This is a genomic window from Cytobacillus sp. T106 (assembly GCF_040492155.1).
GTDB classification, from domain to species: domain Bacteria; phylum Bacillota; class Bacilli; order Bacillales; family Cytobacillaceae; genus Bacillus_AB; species Bacillus_AB infantis.
On record NZ_JBEUMK010000011.1, the window covers coordinates 57,334 to 77,174 of the forward strand.

Sequence of the window (19,841 nt, forward strand, 5' to 3'; positions counted from 1 at the left end):
CAAGACATCAAAGGAGATATGAAGAATGTGGCAGGAAATATTATCAACGTACGCTTCAATGTTTGATTGGCATATGTGGGCGGAGATGCTGACCTCATCAAAAGCATGGGGGATGATTTTATCGCTGGCGGTCCTTGAATGTATACTATCAGCCGATAATGCACTGGTCCTGTCGGCTTTCGTCAAGCCGCTGCCTAAAGATCAGCAGAAGAAAGCCCTCATTTTTGGACTGTGGGGAGCTTATCTGTTCCGATTCATCTTCATCGGTCTCGGTACGTTCCTGATCAAGTTATGGTTCATCAAATTGATCGGTGCCTTGTATCTGCTATGGCTGTCCGTTAAGTTCTTTATGGACAAGCTGAAAAACAAAGAGGAAGGCGAAGAGGATGAGGCCCGCAAGCCAAAAGGCTGGCTTGTTACGACATTCGGGCTCTTCTGGGCAACCGTCATCAGTGTCGAGCTCATGGACCTGGCGTTCTCAGTCGACAGCATCCTGACCGCCCTGGCTGTATCAGAGGAAGTCTGGGTCATCCTGCTCGGCGGCATGATCGGCATCCTGCTGATGAGGGGTGTTGCAACCTTCTTCATCAGCCTGATGAACAAAGTGCCTGAGCTGGAAACGACCGCTTATGCACTGATTACCTTCATTGCGGTTAAAATGGGACTGACACTGGTCGAAATCCATATACCGAATGAAATTTTCATCGGCGTGATGATCCTTGCGTTCATTGTTACCTTTATCATCCACGCTATCCGCAAAAACAGGACAGAGAAATTCTCACACTGATTAAAACGCCCTGCAAAGCTGGAATCCAGCTTTTAGCCGGGCGTTTTTTGTATTGGGAAAAATGGAATGAAGGTTTCACAATTTGGCTATTCACAGCCATTGGCTAATCTGGCAGCAGGTGAAAGAATAGACCTCCGCCTATTCCTGTGTTTAGGACAGCCCCTGATGGGAAGAGAGAATGGTAGAGCAAATAATAGGAGGAATCAGATTATGAGCAAAACCATTTTCATTACCGGTGCAGGCAGCGGACTTGGAAGAGGGGCTGCCATCGGCCTTGCCAAAAAGGGGCATAAAATCATCGCGACAACAGAAATTACACCGCAAAAGACAGATCTTCTCAGGGAAGCACGCGATCTTGGACTCGATATGGAGGTATTCAAGCTGGATATCACCAATGAGCGAGACCGGGCTCAGATAGAGGAATACGATTTTGATATTTTTGTGGCCAATGCGGCCATCAATGAAGGCGGACCGCTTGGTGAAGTGCCGATGGACCGCTTCAGGGCTTTATTTGAAGTGAATGTGTTTTCCACTTTGGAGACTGTTCAAATCGCTGCCCGGAAATTCGTCAAAAAAGGCAGCGGCAAAATCATTTTCTTGAGCTCGATGGCAGGCATTTCCGCAACTCCTTATGTCGGACCTTACACCGCTACTAAGCATGCTATTGAAGGAATTGCACAGACATTGAAGAGCGAGCTCGAGGAATTTGGCGTAAAAGTTGCCACAATCAATCCAGGCGCCTACAACACCGGGTTTAATGACCGCAGCGCCGAGGAAATATGGAAATGGTACGATGAAGACAAGAATTTTACCAGGAAAGAAGATATGCTCAAGCAGCAGGAAGGGCTGAAGCATCAATTCGATCCAGAGGACATGATTGAAAAAATGATTGAAATCATCCCGGCGGACCATCATAAATTCCGTACGGTCCATCCGCAGGAAACTGAAGAACAATTGAAGAAAACCCAGCAGGAGCGCTGGGAGATGGAGATATAGGATAAGGGGTGCCAGGCACCTGCTGCGGCAGGTACTGGCACTTTTTTTGTCACTATTTGAAGTCTGCAGGCATATTTCCCCGGAAATGGTCGAATGCAATGGTATTGTGAAGATGTCGTGCCAGGCACCGGCCGTGGACAGAATAGGTTGTAGTGTCCATATGGAGTGTCAGGCACGGTCATTACAGGGAATGTATTTTTTGTAGAATTAGGCCGATTTTATGTAGAATAACTGAAAAACTTGGTAGAAAAACTTATATTTTATGTAGAATACTAGGAAACTTATGTAGAATCGAATGGCAAATGACTGATAAAATGCCGGTCCGAAGCCAATCGGACCGGCATTTTTTTACATTAAAAACTCACTAACTAGCACCAAACCTTCAAGCAGAAATTTCTTACTTCATCACTTTAAAACGTCCATACATAAAAATGTAAACGGTTACTTAAATATTTAAAATAATTTAAATTGACTGACTAATTTTGCTGTATTATTATACTAATATTAATAATTTTTCGCTCACCGAAATAATAAATTCAGAAAAGGAGGGAGTTTCCTATGTCCCAAATGTTGGCAGTTGTTATTCTTGTTTTAATTTTATTCATCGGAGATTTTGTGGCAGTCCGTACGAAGGCATGGGTGCCTTCCATCTTTGTGTGTGCAGTATTATTCCTTGCGGGATATTGGACATTTTTTCCGCAGGATATCGTCGCGCTGGCAGGTGTGCCGCCGGTTGTTGCGACACTAATGATGTATCTGCTGATTACAAATATGGGTACGCTCTTATCGGTCAAGGAACTGAAGGATCAATGGAAAACGATAGTTATTGCTATTTCCGGCATCCTTGGCATCATCGCCATACTCTTCGCAGTCGGAACATTTATCTTCGGCTATCAGACGATTGTTGTGGCAATTCCGCCGTTGGTCGGAGGTGTAGTCTCTGCCTTGATCATGTCAGAGGGTGCAAAGGAAGCGGGGCTTGCTTCACTGTCCGTGTTCGCCATTGTCATCTATGTGATGCAGGGGTTTGCAGGCTATCCGATTACATCCTTTGTTTTGAAAAAAGAAGGAAAGAACCTGCTGGAAGCCTATCGCAAGAATGGCGGTGCCACACTGAAGGAACCGCAGCCTGCCAAAGCGGAAATGGCAGCGGCGGCTGAGGCTCCAGCCGCGCCGGAGCTCAAGCTGTTCAGGAGTATGCCGGAAAAATACAATACCGATTTCTTCAAGCTGCTGCGCCTTTCGGTCGTTGCTTTCCTGGCCTACCAGGTTTCCGCCTGGCTGGCGCCTGTTGTCAGTGTGAGCCCGTTTGTCATCTGCCTGCTGTTTGGCGTAATCGCCACAAGCTTAGGCTTCCTGGAAAAGCAGGTCCTCCAAAAGGCCAATGCCTTCGGTTTCGCAATTATGGCCTTGATGCTCTTTATCTTTGATGGTCTGAAGCAGGCAACACCGTCCATGATGCTGCAGATCATCGGGCCGCTGGTCGGCACTATTGTGCTTGGCGTCATCGGGATGTACATCTTCTCCTTTATTGCCGGAAAAATTCTCGGCGTCAGCAAAAATATGGCCTTCGCCGTATCATTGACAGCTTTATACGGATTCCCGGCAGATTATATAATCACGAACGAAGTGATTAAATCATTGACCGAAGATGAGGAAGAAAGGGAGATGCTGACTAGCCATATGCTTCCGCCAATGCTCGTCGGCGGCTTCATCACCGTCACCATCGTTTCCGTTGTCCTCGCAGGGTTCTTTGTCAGCCTCTTATAAAGAAAGGAAGGATTAGAACATGAGTCTAGTAAAAGAGCAGCTTGCTGCCAGAATAGAGAAGCATATAGAAGCGCTGAGTCATTTTACGGCTACGCCTGGAAAGGGTACAACACGGCTCACCTACAGTCCGGAAGACCTTCAGGCCCGCAATTATATTAAGGGAAAAATGAAAGAAATCGGATTGGAAGTCACTGAGGACGGCCTTGGAAATATTTTTGGAAAGCTCGAAGGAACCCTGGAGGATGCACCAAGCGTGCTGATTGGCTCACATTTTGATTCTGTTCCGAATGGCGGCTCCTATGACGGACCGGCAGGCGTTGTGGCAGGTCTTGAAGTGGCTGCGCTGTTTGCAGAGAATAATGTGAAGCCGAAATACCCGCTGGAAGTCATCGCAATGGTGGAAGAGGAAGGCTCCCGCTTTGGAGGCGGTCTCATGGGGTCGAGAGGTATCACCGGGCTGATGTCCGAGACAGAATTTTTCAAGCTGGCAGACCGGGATGGCGTGCTGGCGAAGGACGCAATGGAGAAAATCGGGCTGGATCCTTCTCTTCCAAAGCAGAGGGACCCGAAAACGATTAAAGCGTTCCTGGAGCTGCATATCGAACAAGGGCCAATACTCGAGGAAAAAGGTATCCCGATCGGTGTGGTAGAAGCGATTGTCGGTCTGACCCAGCTGGAAGTAACTGTGAAGGGGCAGGCAGGCCATGCCGGGACGACTCCGATGGACCGCCGCTCGGATGCACTCGCTGCGGCGGCTGCCATCATTGCCGGGCTTTCGGGACTGGCTGAAGCAGAAGGGGAAGGGAGCGTTCTGACCGTCGGCCGCCTGAATGTTTTTCCTAATGGAGCCAACGTCATCCCGGATAAAGTGGTGTTCTCAGTGGATATCCGCTCAGGCAAGGAAGAGCATGTACTGAATATGGTTGAAAAAGTGAAAGAACGAATCGGCTCCTACGATGGCGGCGGAATTCAGACCTCCGTCGAACAGCCGCTGTATATGAAGCCTAAAGCAATGAACGAGGAAATCCTGACGCTATTTAAAGAAAAAAGCGCTGAATTGAATATTCCATACTGCCCGATCAACAGCGGAGCCGGGCATGACGCAATGGTCCTTTCCGATTTCACGGACGTAGGCATGCTGTTCATTCCAAGCAGGAACGGCCTGAGCCATTGTCCTGAAGAATGGTCAGATTCCAAGGATATTGCGAAAGCCGTCGAAATTTTCTATGAAGCAGCAAAGAAGCTGACGGAGGCTGAGTAAGATGCTCCACCCTGCAATCAAAGCCTCTATTCAGGCTGGCAGAGAAGAGCTGGTCAGCATCCGGAGGAAGCTTCACAGCGAACCGGAGCTTCCGTGGGAGGAAGAGAAAACAACAGAGTTTGTGGTTACCTCTCTTGAAAAACTCGGCATTCCCTTCAGGAGGATGAACCCAACCGGGGTGTTGGCTGAAATCACCGGCGGCAAACCCGGAAAACGGGTGGCCTTGAGGGCAGATATGGATGCCCTTCCTGTTGATGAGCTGAATAACAATTTGCCTTATGTGTCAAGCTCTCCCGGAAAAATGCATGCCTGCGGACATGATGCCCATACAAGCATGCTGCTTGCCGCTGCGAAGGCCCTTGTGGAGATCAAAGGCGAGCTGCCAGGCACCGTCCGCCTGATTTTCCAGCCGGCTGAGGAAATTGCCGAAGGGGCGAAGGAGATGGTGAAGCAGGGAGCGATGGAAGGGGTCGACAATGTGTTCGGCATCCATATCTGGTCCCAGATGCCGACGCATAAAATCTCTTGCACTCCTGGCCCGTCATTTGCTTCCGGCGATATATTCAGAATCAAGTTCAAAGGACGGGGCGGACACGGTGCCATGCCGCACGAATGCATTGATGCCGCTGTTGTCGCATCTTCCTTTGTCATGAATGTCCAGGCAGTCGTATCACGGGCCATCGATCCGCAAAGCCCGGCCGTCTTGACAGTCGGCAAGATGTCAGCCGGCACCCGCTTCAACGTCATTGCGGAAAATGCCGAGATTGAAGGAACGGTCCGCTGCTTTGATGCGGAAACGAGGGATCATGTCGAAAAGCTGCTGAAGCAATTTGCAGAGCAGACCGCCTCTGTCTACGGGGCAGAAGCCAAGGTGGAATATATCCGCGGCACGGATGCTGTCATCAATGAGGAACAAAGTGCAGGATTGGTGCAGAAGATCGCGGAAGAAGCTTTCGGGAAAGAAGCGATCTATCATGAAAAGCCGACAATGGGCGGCGAGGACTTCAGCATCTACCTCGCACACGCACCAGGAAGCTTCGCACTCGTCGGCAGCGGCAATCCTGATAAAGATACCGAATGGGCTCACCACCACGGACGTTTCAACATAGACGAAGACGCACTCACAACAGGCGCAGAGCTTTATGCGCAGTATGCATGGGTGTATCTGAATGATTAGTGTGGGTGCCAGGCACCGCAGATGGACAGATTGGGTAAAAGTGTCCATGGGCGGTGCCTGGCACGTTTTTTGCCAACTCAGCTTAATCGGTATGCGTCTGAGCTTTGAAAAGGAAAACGGGGGAAGTGCACCTTCCCCCGTTTTTTACTCTATTTCTAAAACATAAGCCCTCACAATAATCCCATCACCAGCCGGCTCAAAATCATACTGCCGCAGCCTTTTAAATCCAAAGCCTTCGTAAAGTTTCATCGCGTTTTTCATAAAATCGCCTGTGTGCAGGCCGATTTTATGGAAGCCCTGTTCCTTTGCGCGGCGGATGCATTCAGAGATGAGAGCTTTTGCAATGCCCTTGCCCTGAAATTCAGGAGCAACGGCAAGCATCCGGATTTCCGGGTAATCCAGTTCCTCCACATAACCTTCATAGGCATCAGTCCTGGCCGGAAAAAGGGCGACGCTGCCGGCGAGCCTGCCATCCTCCTCGGCAATGATCAGCTCCACGCCCGGCTGCTGGTCCGCATCAGAGGATATCGCTTTTCTTAATGCTTCCCAATGCGGTCCTGGAATGCTGCCGGTATGGGCCGAATAGGCGGAAACCCGCTGCTCGCGGATGGTCCCGGTCATCTCCTTTTCCGCATTGCGGATGATTACGCCGCTCATCTGCCATCTGCTCCTTTTTTCAAAAACTTTTCTGTCTTACCGCTGAGCTTTTCACGTCCATGCTCTGTGTTCCATACTGACAATTCCGGACCCTTTGGCAGGATAGCCGGCTCTGCCTTGTCGGTTGAGATGGTGATGGACAAATGATAGTGCTGCTTAATTGCATCAAAGTCAGTGGTATCGCCAAATCCCGGTGTCTGGTAAAGGTCGCGGGCGTAGCCCCATAGATGCGTATATTCACGGATCAAATTCCGGTTTGTGTTGAACGCGGTATAATAGGCAGCGTCAAATCGGGCAAGGGTTGTGTAGAGCCTCACATCTGAATCGGTGATATAGTCGCCGAACAGGAATCGCCGGCCGGAAAGCCTTTGCTCCAGCTCATCAAGTCGTGCGAACAGCTTATCGTATGCCTCTTCATAGGCCCCCTGCGAATGCGCAAACCCGCATTTGTAGACGCCATTGTTTACATCATGAAAGATGCTTTCATTCAGTTCGTCGATGTCAGCTCTCAGGTCTTCCGGATAGAGGTCAGGTGCATCTTCTTTATGCAATGCAGCCCATTCTGTCTCAAAATAGTTTGTGAGCTTAAAATAGTCGTTGTGGACGGCCTTTTTTTCTTTTATATCAACCATGACCGGCACCGTCGGCCTGCCGTCATAATCAGGGTCTGCGTTTTTATAAACTTCGCTCATATATTGAATGCCGAGGACAGGATCACGTCTTCCTTCATCAAGGGAGAATTCCCAGTCAACATGCTGAAGGCGCGGGCGCATTGGGCTGGCTGTGCCAAGGCTGATGCTTTCTTCCAGGCCCAGTACTTTCCGGACAATAACCGAACGGTGCGCCCAAGGGCAGGCGGCCGACCATAAAAGGCGATAGCGCCCCGCTTCGGCAGGCAGCTTATCCGGCCCCTCGCCAAAAGGAGTCATAAACCGGTTCGTCTGCCGCTTGAAAGATCCATCAGAGGAAATCTCCTTCGGCTTATTGCTTGAAGGCAATTCACAATTTGAACCTTGAGATGATTGTGGCAATGTACAGTATCCTTTCTTATAGGAAAATAGTTAAGTGGTGAAATATCTCAATCTGCTACTAGTTTAGTATAAGGGCAATATTCAGTCAATTTTCAGTGCGGCTTTATATTGGTGTCAGGCACTGCTAATGGACATTCTGCCCTCATTTGTCCACGGACGGTGCCAGGCACTGCTGCCACATTCTTTGAAACCAAATTACCGTTTCTTTCGTAAAGAGATTAGGATGAAACAAGGAGGCAGCTATGGATCAAAGAATAAAGAAACTTGCAGATTCAGCTTTTGAGAAGTTCGGGCTGGCAGAATATGATCTCGGTAGAACCGGATTCTATCAAGACTCACCTTTTCAGAATAAGACTGTTTATACTCTCTGTATGGAATGGTTCCCTAACGGTACAGCAGCAGAGGATGATGAGAGCAATCCGGAGGGCACGGCTGTCATAGAAGTGGCCATTCCAAGCAATAAGACAAAGAGCGCTATATTTGTGGGCGGGAAGACATTGGCTGATGGAGTTATTTTCGTTCCCGGGGACCGGGGCAGTATGATTGATTGGATTGAGAAAGAAACTGGCCTGAGCTATGGGCAGCAATTCATGCTGACGAAGGAAGAGGGAAGAAGGCTGCATTTTTCAGCGGCTGTCAATGGCACCGCCCTCTATCCTGGTGGTTATATAGAGCTGGAAACGGATGAGGAAGGAAGGCTGATTACTTTTTCTTCAAATGGAAGTTTCCCAGAAGCAGATCAGGTACAGGAGGAGAAATATGCTCTCTCGCTTGAAGACATAGATGAAGATCTTCTTAGAGAGCAACTGATATTCGCTCAATTCCCGAACCGGGAAAAAGAAAAATGGTTTTCTTTATTTGCGATTGAGGAAATTTTCGTCAAGAATGACAGGATGAAAACGATTGAATTTGACCCAATAGGGATGGAGCCAAAGCTTATGGTCGATCAGGTAATCGATTGGGACAAGCCTTCAGACGTTCCTTTTGAACGAAAGCCTATCATAGAATCCGAAGACATTGGAGCAGACCAGGCATTCGGCGGAGAACCTCATATAGAGTCCTGCCCGATCAGGGAGGAAGAGACTGATAAATGCGCGGATGCTGTCAGGCAGGTGCTCAGCCGGGAATATCCTGGCGAGTCCGGCCAGTGGACATTGAAAACACTTCGCAGGAGCCGCGGGTGCATTGATGCGGTATTAAGGAAATCCGGGCAGGATTCTAGTGTTTTTAAGCGAAAGCTGACGGTTGTGATTGATGCCCATAGTTTTGAGCCGAGAAATTATTTTGACAACAGGATGATGCTCGACATGTTCGACGGTTACCAGGCATCAGGGGAGATAGCGGTCATTAAGGAGGAAGCCTTTGAAATGTTAAAATCATCCTTCTTCTTAAAACCGGTCTATGTCTATGATGTTGAGAGAGAAAAGTATGTTTTATGCGGAAAATTGGACTGCCTGCATGCAGTTGATGCTGAGACAGGCGAGATTGTTCTGCTCGATGATATTTAAAGTGGATTTTATGCAGGAAATGCCCTTCTGATAGATATCAGTGGGCGTTTTTTCATTAAATACTGTGCAGGGGCAAGAGATTCTACATAAAAATTCTGTTATTCTACCTAAAATTCTTGTTATTCTACATAAAATCAGTGTGATTCTACATAAAATACATATATTGGAATCCCGGAATACTCCGGTGCCAGCCGCTGCCGTGCCTGGCACTGCCAAAAGACACCTCCCCCCATTCTGTCCATGGGCAGTGCCAGGCACTAATTTCACCAGGAACATATGTTTTCAAGGGACATGCATAATGCCACCCTCGCCTTAATAAGATGAACTATCATCTTAGAAATGGGGCGAGAAATTGGTAAATGCGAATGGCATTGTTACAAAGGAAATCCTTGCGCGCTATGTGGAATTGAGCAAGACAAAGAAAGCTGCGGAAGAGGAGCTTGAGTCGCTGAAAAAGATGTTCAATCTCCATTTTGATCAATCTGTCGGACAAAATGAAAAGGGCGAAATCACAGTGAGCACATTCAAACTCCAGCGGCAGATCAGGAAAGCCGAGAAATTTGAGCAGGAACCAACCGTAAAAAGGCTGGAAGAGTTAAATCTCCATGAACTGATCCAAAAAAAGCCGGATGAAGGTAAAATTAAATCAGCCCTGGACCTGGGCCTGCTAAAAGAAGCAGATCTGGAGGGCTGCCGCACCATCAAAACCAATGCAGCCATATATGTAAAAGAGATAGATTCCTAACCGTGACAGGCACCGCAAATGGACACTTCTTCTGAATTTGTCCACGAGCGGTGCCTGACACCGTATAGACACCATATTAGAATTTCAATATCGCCGCCAATATTGCTTATAATGGGGTAAACATGTTAGCGCGTACAGCAGGAATGGAGGCGGTGAAATGGCAAAGTCAGTATGTATAATCGGAGCCGGGATCGGGGGCCTGACAGCCGGTGCCCTTTTGGCCAATGCCGGCTTTCAGGTGACTGTCCTGGAAAAGGCATCAACCGTTGGCGGATCGGCTGGCTTTTATATACGAAAAGGACGGATGTTCCCGACCGGCGCAACTGTCGCATTCGGACTGGAAGAAGGAGGACTGCTGAGAGAGCTGCTAAATGAAGCAGGGGTACAGCTCCCGGCAGAATGTCTGCCCCATCCTATGGATGTTATATTGCCTGATCGGAAAATTTCCATTTTCCAACGCACAGAATACTGGGAGGAAGAGCTCCAGCGCGTATTCTTTGAGCACCCTGAGCGTGTTTTACGGTTCTGGAGAGAGCTTCACAAAATCGGGGAAATGGTACAGGCTGTTTCCGCTTCAGGGATATCTCTTCCGATAAAGAAACTTTATGACCTTGGGAGCTTTGCACGCCTTGCCCTCCGGCGTCCCGTTTCCATGCTAAGACTGGCACGTTATGCCCTTTCAACAGTAGAAGACCTATTAAAGAAACATAAGCTCGAACACTATCTTCCATTCAGGCTGTTCTTAGATGCCCAGCTGCTGGATGCCGCGCAGACCGATGCTTCTGAGGCTGCTTTGCTGCCTTCAAGCCTGGCCCTGACCATTTACAGGAAAGGAAGCTTTTCGATCGAAAAAGGACTGGGGCAAATCAGCTCTGCTTTAGCAGAGAGGATAGTGGAACTTGGCGGAAGAGTGAAGCTTGTTTCACCAGTTAGGAAGATTAAGTACAGCAAAAGCGAAAATAAGTGGAAGGCAGAAAGCAGAAAATGCAGTGGAGCGTTTGATCTTATCATCAATAACAGCGGAATTTCCTTTGGGAAAGGGACGAGCCATAGTGAAGGTGATGAGTTTTCATGGGGTGCCTTTCGTGTTGACAGTATTGTGTCAGGAAAGGACCAAAAAACCCTGCCTTTCGCCTATCAGATCATGCCGCAAGGGGAGCAGGAAGCATTTCACGGCCCCATCTATGCAACTCTGCAGGAATCGAGGGATGCAAGCGGGCTTACAATTGAGGACGAAATGATATTGACGATTTCTGTTCATACCGACAGCACGATATGGGCTTCATTTGGAAAAGAAGAATACAGGCAGTGGAAAGAACAACTGACAGGCAGACTGCTCCATGAAGTGGATAAAATCACCTCAATTAAAACCCGCTTGCAAAAGGCCGAAGCTGGCACCCCTTTAACATATCAAAAATTTGTGGGGAAAACGGAGGTCGGCGGATTCCCCCTGACCGTCCGGAACAGCGTCATTAAGCCGAAAAGCTTTCGTACCTCCTTGCCCGGATTCTATTTAGCAGGAGAGCAGGTTTTCCCAGGACCGGGTACATTATCAGCAGCGCTAAGCGGCCGCAATGCCGCTAGGGCCATTATAAAAGAACATTAACCCTGCGTGCCAGGCACCGCAAATGGACACTTTCCCCAAAAATGTCCACGAGCGGTGCCTGGCACGCATTTTTTGGTATAAAATGAGAAAAACAGAGGAGGACAACCATGAAACAATCTATCATTATGCTAATATTATTCGCCATTCTTTCAGCCGGGTGCCAGGCACCGGAGAAGATGGTTCTGCTTGATGAGCCAATATCAGAAGTGAACGTTTCAAAATCTGATGGATTCGGCGGGATGAACGAAGAAATCCTCTATTCTTTTCAGGACAAAGAAAGTCTAACCAGATTCGAGGATGCAATCACATCTGCGGTCCGGCAGCCTGGGAAGGCCGATATCTCAGATCCTGAATATGACGTGATGGTGGAATATCAGCCGGAGGGGGAGTTTCCGGCACATGGGATCCACCTGTGGCTCGGCGGGGAAAACGAGAGAAGCACCTTCATGTATATCGGGGATGATGCTGTTTATCTCACCTCTCCTGCACATACAGAGAAATTGAGGGAACTGCTTATCGAAGAGAAAAAATAATGGCAGCTTGCTCAACTTAGCAATATAGGTCAAAAAAACCGCCATCTGCTTTTGTTATTTTAAATATGGAAGGAGGTGCCAGCAGTGGCCTACAGTTCCATCATCCAGAAAAGCATAGAGCATATTGAATCAAGCCTTCATGAGGACCTGTCGCTGGACAATATCGCTCAGACAGCCGGGTTTTCTAAGTTTCATTACCACCGGATTTTCCAGAAGGAAGTCGGGGTGACGGTTTCCGAGTACATCCGCTACAGAAGGATTGCCAACAGTGCCCATATGCTGCTTTATACAGATGAGAAAATCCTTGATATTGCTTTATACTTTCAATTCGAATCACAGGAAGCCTTCACAAGATCATTCAAAAAATATTATCATTTGCCGCCGGGAAAATACAGAAAGCTGATCGGGAAACTGGCGGAGCAAAAGGAGGAAAAAAACATGGACAAAGAACAGAAGCCAAAAGGATGGGTGCTCAGTGGAAGCCATCCGTTCAACTACCAGATGGGAATTGATCATGAGACTTTTCACAAAGGAAAATCATCAGGGTATCTGCAGTCACAGACTGTGGAAGCGCCAGGAGAATTTGCGACCATGATGCAGGAAATCAACGCAAAAAATTATTGCGGGAAGCGGCTTAAGTTTTCCGGGTTCCTGAAATCAAATAATGTGGACGGCTTTTGCAGCTTTTGGATGAGAGTAGATAATGCTTCCGATGAAGTACTGCAGTTCGATAATATGGGCAATCGCCCGATCAAGGGAAGTACAGGCTGGAATTATTGTGATATTGTCCTCGATGTGCCGGAAAATAGTGCGGTGATTGCCTTTGGCGTCATACTATCCGGCAGGGGAAAAGTGTGGGTGGATGAATTGAAGTTTGAGGAAGTCAGCACCTCCGTCCCTACAACCAATATTGATTTTACAAGAGATCTTCACGAAGAACCGGTCAATCTCTCTTTTGAAGAGGAGTAGAGAATGAGGAAAAAAGCAGGCATAATCCTTGGGGCCGGCCTTGTAATTGGGATCACATTGCTGAAGCTTCAGACAGGCAGCTTTCTGTGGAATTTTATCAGCGGCCTATGGGGCTGACCAGCGTAATAAAGCCCTTCCCATTAATAGGCTGTTGACACTCTTACTTTTATCCTATAAAGTACACGAGTATGTTTTTTATTAGGAGGAAAGTATGGAGACTCAGAATCACAAACAAGTTAAAATCACAGCAGCAGATCCATCCGCGTTGGGCTTATTCGGCCTTGCCATGGTCACGTTTGTGGCGTCATCACAGAAATTGGGCCTGACAGACGGATTATCTTATATCCTTCCCTGGGCGTTTTTCCTTGGCGGATTGGCGCAGCTTTTCGCTTCGGTTCAGGATTCGAAGCATAATAATATTTTCGGGACAACGGCCTTCGGGGCTTTTGGATTGTTCTGGTTCGGTGTCGGCATGACCTGGCTGATCCAGCTTGGCTTCTTTGGAGAAGCCCTTGCCTTGGATGGAGACCCGAAGCAGCTGGGGTTCGCGTTCGTCGGCTATTTGATTTTCAGCCTCTTTATGACGGTAGGGGCTATGGAGACCCATAAGGTGCTGTTTTTCATTTTCTTGTTCATCGATTTTCTGTTTATCGGTCTATCTCTGAGCACCTTTGGCATTATGCATGAAGCGACACATATGCTGGCAGCTGTTGCGGAAATGTGCATTGCGCTTCTGTCCTTTTATGGATCAGCGGCCATTGTGCTGAATACGCATTTTGGAAAAGTCGTGCTGCCAATCGGCAAGCCATTCGGGATTTTTAAATAAAAAGAGGGTGCCAGGCATCGGGAGCAATCCCGTGCCTGGCACCTTTTTTATATAGATCTCTCCACATTCACACGTCCGGAAAAAAAGGTGGCGCCTCCGCCCATGTCGGCGATGCGGTCAGGGACGAGTGCGTTGACAAGATGCTTTTTGCCGGGGGAATCTGCCCAGAGGCCTTGGGACACTAGGACTCCCGGCAGCACACGATCCCCGGCATTCGCCTTCAGGATGCATTCGCCCCGGTCATTCCAAACTCTCACCATGTCCCCATCCAGAATCCCCAATTCCTGTGCATCCTGACTGTTCATGAACAGCTGCGGCTCTTTTTCCAGGTCCTGATGCTTTTGATTATTGGAAAAAGTGGAGTTCAGGAAATTATGGTTCGGCGCAGGGACGAAGAGGAACGGGTGCTCGCTGTCTTTTTCAAGCGGCGTATAGACAGGCAGCGGCGGATAGCCGTCCTTTGCCATCTGCTCGGAATACAGCTCAATTTTCCCGCTGGGCGTTGGCAGTTTACCAGGGAAAAGAGGCTGTACCTTACCCTTCACAAAGCTATTCTCCTTCAGCGTTTCGTAAGTGACCCCATCCAGTGCAGGATTTCCGGGATGATCGAGCGCCTGGCTGATCATTTCCGCCTCGGTGTCAGAAAAAGCCTCATCTTCAAAATCCATGCCTGCCGCCAAAAGCCGGAAAACCTCCACATTAGATTTTGATTCACCATAAGGTTTGATGACCGGCTCCTGCAGCTGCAGAAAATGATGCCAGTATGAGGTGTACAAATCCGTATTTTCAAAAGAGGAAGTCGCTGGGAGCACGATATCGGCATATTTGGCCGTTTCGGTTAAAAATAAATCATGGACCACCGTGAAAAGATCTTCTCTCTTGAGGCCGCCCCTGACCAGATTGGCTTCCGGAGCGACAACCGCAGGATTGGTCCCGTAGATGAACAATGACAGAATCGGGTGCTCTGATTCTTGAAGCGCCTGGCCGAGAAGGTTCATATTGATGGTCCGGGCCCTGCTCTCCTTCCGAAGATCGGGGCGCTGCAGCTTGAAATTATTGAGTGCCAGATACCCGCCATTGCCTTTAATGGCTCCGCCGCCTTTTTTCAGCCATTGGCCTGTGATCGCGGGGAGGCAGGAGATGGTGCGTATGCACATGCCGCCATTGTCATGGTGCTGGATCCCATTGCCGATCCGGATGAAGGAAGGGGAAGTGGTCCCGTACATCCTTGCCAGTTTATAAATATCATCCACAGGGACGCCGGTGATAACGGAAACAGCAGCAGGATCATAGGCAGCACAATGCGCTTTCAGCTCTTCATGTCCAACCGTACAGTTCCTGAGGAATTCTTCATCCGCCATGTTTTCCTCAAACAGGATATGCATGATGCCAAGGGCAAGGGCTGCATCTGTCCCTGGAAGGATGGGGATGAACCAGTCGGCAGCCCGTCCTGTCTGATTTTTGTGGACATCAATGACGATCAGCTTTGCCCCGTTCTTTCGCGCCTTTTGCGCCAGGGCGATCTGGTGCATATTCGTGCTTGCCGCATTGATGCCCCAAAAAATCATCAGCTTAGAATGGATCGTATCCTCAGGATCAATGCCGAAGCTTCCGCCCATCGTGTAGCGGTAGCCGACGGTGCCTGCCGCCTGGCATATTGTATAATCCAGCTTTGAAGCGCCAAGCCGGTTGAAGAAGCGCCGGTCCATGCCCTCGGAATTCAGCCTTCCCATATTTCCATAGAAGCTGTAAGGAAGGATGCTCTCGGGTCCTGCAGTTTGCAGAAGCTCTTTCCAATGCGAGGTGATTTCCCGAATGGCTTCATCCCAGCTTATTCTCTCAAATCTGCCTTCGCCTTTTTTGCCAATTCTTCGCAAAGGATGTGTCAGGCGCTTTTCATCGTAAATCCGTTCAGCCTTATGCCGCACCTTCTGGCAAATATGGCCCTTTGTGACCGGATGCTCCGGATCCCCGGCAATTTTAACAATTCTTCCTTTCTCTTTATGCAGCAGCAGCCCGCACTGATCAGGGCAGTCCAGCGGGCATACGCTCTTGAATATTCCATTCTCTGTATCTGCAGCTGACATCATTTGACCGCCTCTCTTATTTCGTATATTAGTATCTTAAAAGAGTTGGACAATTCCTGCAATATAAGAAAAAGCCTGCTCCGATTGGAACAGGCTTAATGGTGCGGGCAGATTAAAATTCCTTCGCTGCCGCTTTTGCTTTTTCAAGTCCTTCATTGATGATTTCCTGTGCACGGTCAGGGAATTGGTTATGGCCTTCAACGATGATAGATTCAACGTTCTGGACGCCCCAGAAGTTCAGGATGGTGCTTACATAGTTGACGGCCATTTCAGCGCTTGCCGCAGGGCCTTCAGAATAAATGCCTCCGCGTGCATTAAGAAGGACAACCTTCTTGTCTCCCAGCAGACCGACAGGGCCTTCTGCTGTATAGCGGAAAGTTTTTCCTGCCTGTCCGAGATAATCAAGATAGGTGTGCAGTACTGCAGGAACAGTGAAGTTCCAAAGCGGGAATGCGAATACCACTTTATCTGCAGCCAGGAACTGGTCCAGATATTTGTTTACCAGGTTTGCTGCTTCAGTTTCAGCTGGCGTAAGCTCCATGCCTTTAGCAAGCTTGAACATGCCGCCCATCATATCATTGCTGTAGTATGGCAGGTTTTCGCCGAATAGGTCCAGCTCAGTGATTTGTTCGCCTGGATGAGCTTCTTTGTAGCTTTCAACAAAAGCATTATAGAGCTGAACGCTTACAGCCTGATCGGCCGGGCGGGAATTGGCTTTGATGAATAATACGTTTGACATAAGAATACCTCGCTTTATTTTTCTGGGTTGCTATAGCAACTGTGAATGATGCTGTATAAGACAAACATCACTTTACCACATTCTTGGTTGTTGTAGCAACATTTATGCAGGCAAATGAACAGACTACTGGACATTTGCCTGCATTTTGCGGAGAATCCTTCTGACTTCGTTCTGCTCTTCCTCTGAGATTCCCTGGCAGACGAGAGAGTTGAACTCCTCAGTTAGGGGAATGATGTGCTCCCCGAGCTCCCGGCCTTTTTCTGTCAGGAACAGCTGGAGGGAACGGCGGTCGCTTTTATGCTGGATCCTTTGAATAAATCCCTTTTTCTCAAGATTGGATACCATGCGCGCAATATTGGTTTTATCTTTCAGCAGCCTTTCCGCTACTTCATTTTGTGTGATTCCATCCTTTTCCCAAAGCAGCATCATGATTAAATTTTGCTCGGGAGCCAGATTATAAGGCGCCAGCCTGTTCTTTACATAGCTGGTCAGCGTCAGGTCGGTCTGATGGATATAGATGCTGATGTAATCGGTAAAAGAAAGCTTCAAAAGGGTTCCTCCGTTCTATAAGTAAACAGGCTGCAGATAATCATATTTTATGGTTATGACAGCAAAAAAACAATAAGTTGAGCATCAATGTGCCGGAAGGTGATCTTTTAGTTGATAATCGGACAAAACTGCCGATATAACCAGTATGATATGCCTATAAAAAATGAATGAGGTTATACACCCATGTTTACAGTCCGAGACTCAGAGAATATATATATTCTGCAAGGACATTATTCTGTCCCGATTGTTCTTCTTTCTATTATTATTGCCTGCTGTGCGTCTTATACCGCACTATCCATGAACCAGCGTATGCAGCAGCCAAGCTTTTTCCAGCAGAGGTTCTGGCTGCTGCTGTCTTCCATTGCCATGGGGCTCGGAATCTGGTCCATGCATTTTATCGGCATGAGCGCGTTCATGCTTCCGATGCCGATGAAGTATGATTTGACGCTTACAATCGTTTCTGTGTTTCCAGCCTTTTTGGCCTCTTATCTGGCCTTTTATATCAGCAACCGGAAGAACAGCACTCATTGGCCATCTGCTATTTCAGGGGCCATCATGGGGATGGGCATCTCAGCCATGCATTATTTCGGTATGGCTGCCATGAAGATGGAAGCTGAATACAGCTATAAGCCGGGCCTGTTTGCCGCCTCCATCGCCATTGCTATCGTAGTGTCCTATGTTGCCTTGTATATATTTTCTGTGCTGCAGAAATATATGGGCAGATTTCTGGTAAAAGCGGCTACTGCTCTTATCATGGGCCTTGCGATTACAAGTATGCATTACACCGGTATGGCCGCTGTTGTTTTTTATACAGATGCGCCATTGGGCCATGCTTTGCATGAGATGCATAGTATGGATATGAGGCTCTTGATTGGCGTCATCACGGCGGGAATCTTGATTCTCCTTGCCATTTCCGGCCTGACGAGCCTTCTGGACCGTTATGTAGAATACCGCCTGAGCTATTTTGATCCGCTTACAAAGCTGCCGAACCAGCGGCAGTTTGAACAGGATTTGAAAAACGGGGGCAAAGGATGCCTGGCCATCATCCATATCCATGACCTGGAGAAATGGAACAGCGGTTTTGGCTATTCATTCGGAGATGAAATCATCCAATCTGTCCATGGGGGAATTAAAGGGCTGCTTCCGCTGGAAATGAAGGCATACCGCATCGAAGGAAATCGTTTTGCGATGTTCGCCTCCGGGGAGCATGAATATGAAAAATTAAAGGCAGCCTTGCATAGAATCATGGCTGTATTCACTCAGCCGCTGATCATCGGAAAACAGCGTCTCGTGATAGATATGGTGTGTGCAGTAAGTGTAGCCAGCGATAAACAGCCGCATAAAGAACTGTTCTCAAGCACAATGGCTGTACTCCTGCATTCAACAACCAGGTACAAGCATGAGGTAATTGAATATAATCCCGCTGTCCATACCTACAGCTTTGAAAAGGAACTGGCTAAGGATATCACACTTGCTATGGAAAATGACGACCTTTTTCTTGTCTACCAGCCGAAAATCTCCTCAAGCACATGGGAAGTTTCAGGCATGGAGGCATTATTGCGCTGGAACCACCCCAGGCATGGCATGATTTCGCCAGGCGTTTTCATTCCCATCCTCGAGGAAAGCGGGAAGCTTTTCAAAGTCACAGACTGGGTGATTGAAAAAGTATGCCTTCAGCTGTCCCACTGGCGAAAAGACGGGGCAGCCCTTCACCAGATTTCCATTAACATCCCGGGCCCTTATCTGACTTCAGCCAAACTGCTGAACGTTTTAATAGACAGTCTTGAGAAATATGATATCAGCAGCCATCTGCTTGAATTGGAAATCACGGAGACCAGCGTCATCCATGATATCGAGAATGCCATTCAGGCAGTGGCGCAGTTCAGGGAAATGGGGCTTTCTGTTGCCTTGGACGATTTTGGTACAGGCGTATCCTCTCTTTCGTATTTAAAAAGAATACCGATTTCGACCATCAAAATTGATAAATCCTTTGTCGACGGGGTGCCGATGTCAGAAAAGGATTCGGCCATCCTGCGGGCGATCATTTCTCTGTCCTGCTCCCTGAATTTAAAGGTTGTCATCGAGGGAGCAGAATATCAGGACCAGATCGACTTTATTGCTTCTTTAAGCGAATCGCCGCATGTACAGGGCTATTATTTTTCCCGCCCGCTGAAAGAAGAAGAGCTGCAGGACTGGATACAGAACAGACATGAAGAAGCCTTGGTTTAAGAAAGAAGGCAGGCCGGACACTTTCAGTCCAGCCTGCCTTTTCTATATGCTAGATTTCTTTGAGTGCACTCTCCAGATCTCCATATCCCCTTTTGTCCTGAAGCATCGGATCATCCGTCTCGGCCGTCCAGCCGTTTCCAAGAGCCGTAAATCTTCCATCCTCCTGCTGTGCAAAAGGTGTATGTATATGGAACGTCCGATCATCCTTCTTGACCGTGCAGCCGAAATAATAGCGCCCGCCCTGGCCTGGCTCCTCATAAGTGCCTATACTGTCCGCCCTGTATTCATTCAAATAGCCCTCAAAAGACCTCTGCAAATCCGCCAGAATCTGCTCACGCGTCATCGATTCCACTGTGCTGTCTCCCTTCGTT

Annotated in this window: 18 protein-coding genes; 12 read left to right on the forward strand and 6 right to left on the reverse strand. The window is 48.2% G+C overall.

The window, feature by feature from the left end:
* The first annotated feature begins 25 nt into the window (after window positions 1–25).
* The 5 genes from ABU165_RS18250 to ABU165_RS18270 all read left to right on the forward strand — a co-directional run bounded on the left by ABU165_RS18250 (window position 26) and on the right by ABU165_RS18270 (window position 5,991).
* On the forward strand, window positions 26–787 hold the full coding sequence (locus ABU165_RS18250; RefSeq protein ID WP_022543473.1) for a TerC family protein: 762 nt from the start codon (window positions 26–28) through the stop codon (window positions 785–787).
* A gap of 210 nt (window positions 788–997) precedes the next feature.
* On the forward strand, window positions 998–1,783 hold the full coding sequence (locus tag ABU165_RS18255) for an SDR family oxidoreductase (RefSeq protein ID WP_022543474.1): 786 nt from the start codon (window positions 998–1,000) through the stop codon (window positions 1,781–1,783).
* A gap of 558 nt (window positions 1,784–2,341) precedes the next feature.
* A complete protein-coding gene (locus ABU165_RS18260) occupies window positions 2,342–3,553 on the forward strand; it encodes a hypothetical protein (protein ID WP_094769112.1) in 1,212 nt (403 codons plus the stop codon).
* Window positions 3,554–3,572: 19 nt separating this feature from the next.
* Window positions 3,573–4,814, forward strand: a complete 1,242-nt coding sequence (locus ABU165_RS18265) for a Zn-dependent hydrolase (RefSeq protein WP_318060757.1) — start codon at window positions 3,573–3,575, stop codon at window positions 4,812–4,814.
* A 1-nt stretch (window position 4,815) separates the two neighbouring features.
* On the forward strand, window positions 4,816–5,991 hold the full coding sequence (locus ABU165_RS18270; protein WP_101551601.1) for an amidohydrolase: 1,176 nt from the start codon (window positions 4,816–4,818) through the stop codon (window positions 5,989–5,991).
* A 144-nt stretch (window positions 5,992–6,135) separates the two neighbouring features.
* On the opposite strand, the gene ABU165_RS18275 is transcribed toward ABU165_RS18270, so the two are convergent.
* Window positions 6,136–6,648, reverse strand: coding sequence for a GNAT family N-acetyltransferase (locus tag ABU165_RS18275; protein ID WP_318060756.1), 513 nt, complete (start codon window positions 6,646–6,648; stop codon window positions 6,136–6,138).
* Window positions 6,645–7,577, reverse strand: a complete 933-nt coding sequence (locus ABU165_RS18280; protein WP_396349992.1) for a glutathione S-transferase family protein — start codon at window positions 7,575–7,577, stop codon at window positions 6,645–6,647. The genes ABU165_RS18275 and ABU165_RS18280 overlap by 4 nt, the downstream gene beginning before the upstream one ends.
* A 344-nt stretch (window positions 7,578–7,921) precedes the next feature.
* Here ABU165_RS18280 and ABU165_RS18285 point away from each other — a divergent pair, with 344 nt between their 5' ends.
* From ABU165_RS18285 to ABU165_RS18310, 6 genes are all read left to right on the forward strand, one after another.
* Window positions 7,922–9,187 (forward strand): hypothetical protein, encoded by a 1,266-nt coding sequence (locus ABU165_RS18285; protein WP_318060754.1) that lies wholly within the window; start codon window positions 7,922–7,924, stop codon window positions 9,185–9,187.
* Between the two features lie 352 nt (window positions 9,188–9,539).
* Complete coding sequence (locus ABU165_RS18290) at window positions 9,540–9,932, forward strand: hypothetical protein (protein WP_170939554.1); 393 nt, start codon at window positions 9,540–9,542, stop codon at window positions 9,930–9,932.
* A gap of 157 nt (window positions 9,933–10,089) precedes the next feature.
* On the forward strand, window positions 10,090–11,538 hold the full coding sequence (locus tag ABU165_RS18295; RefSeq protein WP_318060753.1) for a phytoene desaturase family protein: 1,449 nt from the start codon (window positions 10,090–10,092) through the stop codon (window positions 11,536–11,538).
* Between the two features lie 107 nt (window positions 11,539–11,645).
* Window positions 11,646–12,071, forward strand: a complete 426-nt coding sequence (locus ABU165_RS18300; RefSeq protein WP_318060752.1) for a YhfM domain-containing protein — start codon at window positions 11,646–11,648, stop codon at window positions 12,069–12,071.
* An 84-nt stretch (window positions 12,072–12,155) separates the two neighbouring features.
* Window positions 12,156–13,040 carry a helix-turn-helix domain-containing protein gene (locus tag ABU165_RS18305; RefSeq protein WP_318060751.1) on the forward strand — a complete coding sequence of 295 codons (885 nt, stop codon included), beginning with the start codon at window positions 12,156–12,158 and terminating at the stop codon, window positions 13,038–13,040.
* Between the two features lie 211 nt (window positions 13,041–13,251).
* Window positions 13,252–13,866 (forward strand): acetate uptake transporter, encoded by a 615-nt coding sequence (locus ABU165_RS18310; protein WP_318060750.1) that lies wholly within the window; start codon window positions 13,252–13,254, stop codon window positions 13,864–13,866.
* Between the two features lie 47 nt (window positions 13,867–13,913).
* On the opposite strand, the gene ABU165_RS18315 is transcribed toward ABU165_RS18310, so the two are convergent.
* From ABU165_RS18315 to ABU165_RS18325, 3 genes are all read right to left on the reverse strand, one after another.
* Window positions 13,914–15,956 carry a molybdopterin-containing oxidoreductase family protein gene (locus ABU165_RS18315; protein ID WP_318060749.1) on the reverse strand — a complete coding sequence of 681 codons (2,043 nt, stop codon included), beginning with the start codon at window positions 15,954–15,956 and terminating at the stop codon, window positions 13,914–13,916.
* Window positions 15,957–16,065: 109 nt separating this feature from the next.
* A complete protein-coding gene (locus tag ABU165_RS18320) occupies window positions 16,066–16,692 on the reverse strand; it encodes an FMN-dependent NADH-azoreductase (RefSeq protein ID WP_009791815.1) in 627 nt (208 codons plus the stop codon).
* A gap of 123 nt (window positions 16,693–16,815) precedes the next feature.
* Complete coding sequence (locus ABU165_RS18325; RefSeq protein ID WP_009791814.1) at window positions 16,816–17,241, reverse strand: MarR family winged helix-turn-helix transcriptional regulator; 426 nt, start codon at window positions 17,239–17,241, stop codon at window positions 16,816–16,818.
* A 183-nt stretch (window positions 17,242–17,424) separates the two neighbouring features.
* Between ABU165_RS18325 and ABU165_RS18330 the strand changes: the two genes are divergently transcribed.
* Complete coding sequence (locus ABU165_RS18330; protein WP_318060748.1) at window positions 17,425–19,470, forward strand: bifunctional diguanylate cyclase/phosphodiesterase; 2,046 nt, start codon at window positions 17,425–17,427, stop codon at window positions 19,468–19,470.
* Between the two features lie 49 nt (window positions 19,471–19,519).
* On the opposite strand, the gene ABU165_RS18335 is transcribed toward ABU165_RS18330, so the two are convergent.
* The gene (locus tag ABU165_RS18335; RefSeq protein WP_318060777.1) at window positions 19,520–19,813 is read right to left on the reverse strand and encodes a DUF5634 family protein; all 294 of its coding nucleotides are present in this window, start codon (window positions 19,811–19,813) and stop codon (window positions 19,520–19,522) included.
* Between the last annotated feature and the right edge of the window lie 28 nt (window positions 19,814–19,841).